The organism is Mycobacterium sp., assembly GCF_036488105.1.
Taxonomy (GTDB): domain Bacteria; phylum Actinomycetota; class Actinomycetes; order Mycobacteriales; family Mycobacteriaceae; genus Mycobacterium.
Genome location: NZ_DASXHW010000342.1, coordinates 1 through 3,019, shown reverse-complemented (window position 1 = coordinate 3,019; position 3,019 = coordinate 1). Strand labels below are relative to the sequence as shown.

The 3,019-nt window shown below is 66.6% G+C and carries 4 protein-coding genes and 1 tRNA gene; 2 read left to right on the top strand and 3 right to left on the bottom strand.

Going from position 1 to position 3,019, the window contains the following annotated elements; genetic code table 11:
• From VGH54_RS18515 to VGH54_RS18505, 3 genes are all read right to left on the bottom strand, one after another.
• On the bottom strand, positions 1–263 hold a 263-nt coding region (locus VGH54_RS18515; protein ID WP_414688746.1), incomplete at its 3' end, for a PP2C family protein-serine/threonine phosphatase.
• Positions 260–727 carry an FHA domain-containing protein FhaB/FipA gene (locus VGH54_RS18510; RefSeq protein WP_331513535.1) on the bottom strand — a complete coding sequence of 156 codons (468 nt, stop codon included), beginning with the start codon at positions 725–727 and terminating at the stop codon, positions 260–262. The genes VGH54_RS18510 and VGH54_RS18515, both read right to left, overlap by 4 nt.
• A gap of 115 nt (positions 728–842) precedes the next feature.
• Positions 843–2,201, bottom strand: coding sequence for an FhaA domain-containing protein (locus VGH54_RS18505; RefSeq protein WP_331513534.1), 1,359 nt, complete (start codon positions 2,199–2,201; stop codon positions 843–845).
• A 237-nt stretch (positions 2,202–2,438) separates the two neighbouring features.
• Between VGH54_RS18505 and VGH54_RS18500 the strand changes: the two genes are divergently transcribed.
• A tRNA-Leu gene (locus tag VGH54_RS18500) sits at positions 2,439–2,521 on the top strand.
• Between the two features lie 102 nt (positions 2,522–2,623).
• Positions 2,624–3,019: LLM class flavin-dependent oxidoreductase (locus VGH54_RS18495; protein WP_331513536.1), on the top strand; the 396-nt coding region annotated here is incomplete at its 3' end.

Sequence of the window (3,019 nt, the reverse complement as noted above, 5' to 3'; positions counted from 1 at the left end):
TCCATCTCCACCTGGGCGGCGATCGCCGAGTTACCGGAGTGCACGGCGGCGTCGAGCTTGGCGAGCAGGTCACCGCCGGGCTCGTCATCGTCGAGGTGGGCCAGCGCGGCAATCACCAACTGCGACGCGACTTCACCGGCGGCGTGGCCGCCCATCCCGTCGGCGAGCGCCAGCAATCGCGCGCCCGCATACACCGAGTCTTCGTTGTTGGATCGCACCAAGCCGACATCACTGCGCGCTGCATAGCGCAAGACCAAAGTCACGGGCGCAACTCGATTACCGTTTTGCCGATACTCACCGGCGTGCCAATGGGAACCCGTACCGCCGTCGTCACCTTCGCCCTGTCAAGGTATGTGCCGTTGGTCGATCCTAGATCTTCGACGTACCATTCCGAGCCTCGCTGGGAAAGCCGCGCGTGCCGCGTCGACGCGTAATCGTCGTTAAGCACCAACGTGGAGTCGTCGGCGCGCCCGATCAGCACCGGCTGAGCGCTCAGCGTGATGCGTGCACCGGCCAATGCCCCTTCGGTCACAACCAGATAGCGCGCCGCATTGCCGCGTTGTCGTGAGGGCAGCAGAGTCCCACGCAACGTCAAACCGCGTCGCACCATCACCGCGCCGGTCGGCGCGTAGATGTCGGTGCGCAGGATGCGCAGCACTGACCAGATGAATAACCACAGCAGCATCAAGAAACCGGCGCGCGTCAGCTGCAGTACGAGTCCCTGCATCCGGCGTCCTCTCCGTCCTGGTGCCGCGTGCCTCACGTGCCCGGATATAGCAACGTCACGATACTTGGACGGCGGTCGACGCGGGGTGAAGCCAATGCCTTCGCGTCCTACGGGCTCAATGGATGTGGACGACGATCTCCGAGTGGCCCAACCGGATCACATCGCCGTCGGCCAACTGCCACTCCTGAACAGGCGCGTTGTTGACGGTGGTGCCGTTGGTGGAGTTGAGATCGGACAGCAGCGCGACTTGGCCGTCCCAACGAATCTCCAAGTGGCGACGCGACACACCGGTGTCCGGCAGCCGGAACTGCGCATCCTGGCCGCGGCCAATGACGTTCGGGCCTTCACGTAACTGATAGGTGCGCCCGCTGCCGTCGTCGAGCTGCAGCGTGACCGCCGAACCCGCGGACGAGTAGCCGCCCTGTTGTCCGTAGGCGGGGGCGTAACCGCCGGCCTCCGCGGGCTGGCCGTAGTCGTAGTCGCGCCCGGGCTCGGCGTACCCGCCGCCACCGGGCGGGGCGTATGACTGGCCGTAGTCCTGCCGGCCGTAGTCGGGCTGCTGGCCGTAGTCCTGCCGGCCGTATCCGCCGCCGGCGTAGCCCTGGTCGTAGCCCGCGCCCTGGTCGTAGCCCGCGCCCTGGTCGGGGTAGCCGCCGCCTTGGTCGGGGTAGCCGCCGCGCTGGTCGGGGTAGCCGCCGGGTTCCGGCTGATACCCGCCGCGTGGGTCGGGTGCGCCGTAGCCGCCCTGGTCGGGGTAGCCGCCGCGCTGGTCGGGGTAGCCGCCGCCCTGGTCGGGGTAGGCGCCGCGTGGGTCGGGTGCGCCGTAGTCGCCTCGGTCGGGGTAGCCGCCGCGCTGGTCGGGGTAGCCGCCGGGTTCCGGCTGATAACCGCCACGCGGATCTGGTGCGGCATGCGGGTCGTCATGCGGATGCGCGTGGGGGTCGTCGTAATAGTCGTCGCCGGGCCGTCCTTGCCCTTGGGCGCCGCCGTAGCTCGAATTCTCACTCATCGCTGGTACTCCTGGTTCTGCGCTGAACGCATGGTCTGATTGTGGCGGGGCGAGCTCGCCGGCTATTGGCCGGGGCTCGACATCGGGGTTGACAGCACCGCGGGTGCGGAGCTGGCCGGTGTGTAGGTTCGTCGACTGCTCGAACCGGATGACCACGTCACCATATGTTTGCCACCCCTGTTCGCCGATGTATCTCGCCAAGTGCTTAGCGAAAGCGTCCGAAGTGAGGCCCGGGTCGGCGCCCACTTTCTGGTAGTCGTGCATACCGAGGGTAATGATGTATTCGTTGGGAGCCAAAAGGCGATCGCCTGCGACCGGACGAATTCCCTCGGCTGCTTCCCGGCGCAGCATCGCCTCGACCTCTTGCGGGACGATCGATCCGCCGAACACACGGGCAAAGGCGTCGCCGACGGAGACCTCGAGTTTGCGCTCAATGCGCTGAACTAGTCCCCTCTGGCTGCTCATGTCCAAGCGCCCGCCTCAGTCCTTGTCTCTTCGGTGCTGCACGGCGGGCTGCGGTCCGGCGTGTCGCATCACGCGTGTCGTATCCAGCATGGTATCCGGCAAGTGCTGCGCAGCGGCACCTCCGGAACTCTGAGAATCGAATCGGGCCAGGTCAAACCGGCGTCCAGGGCACTCGGCAGCACCGGCGCGGTTTGGAAATGCGCGCTACTACAGTGGTAGGCTCCACCGGTTGTTTTAGGGCGAGTGGCGGAATGGCAGACGCGCTGGCTTCAGGTGCCAGTGTCCTTCGGGACGTGGGGGTTCAAGTCCCCCTTCGCCCACAGAAATGTGGTTCATCGACGCGGTTCGACGCTTTGCGAGCGGCGCGCGCGCAAATACTCAGCAGCGGGCACAAGTAGCGGGTTCGCTGTGTTGGCATGGCAATGAAGGTTCGCTTCGGGATCGGGCTCGGTCTCAACACACCTGCCGATCAGCTCGCGCCGATCGTCGATCATCTGGAGACCAGCGGGGTCGACTCGCTGTGGTTCTCCGAACTCGTCTATTCGCCGGCGGTGGATCCGATGGTTGGCATGGCGTACGCGCTGGCCCGGACCGCGCGATTGAAGGTGGGCACGTCGGTGGCCGTGCTGCCGGGGCGCCACCCGGTGTTGGTGGCCAAGCAACTGGCCTCGCTGGCCGCCGTAGCGCCCAAGCGGGTCCTGCCGGTCTTCGGTCTGCGCTCGGCCATTCCCGCTGAGCGCGAAGTGTTCACGGTTCCCGACGGCGAGCGCGCGGCGGTGTTCGACGAGTCACTCCGCATCCTGCGTGCAGTACTGGTC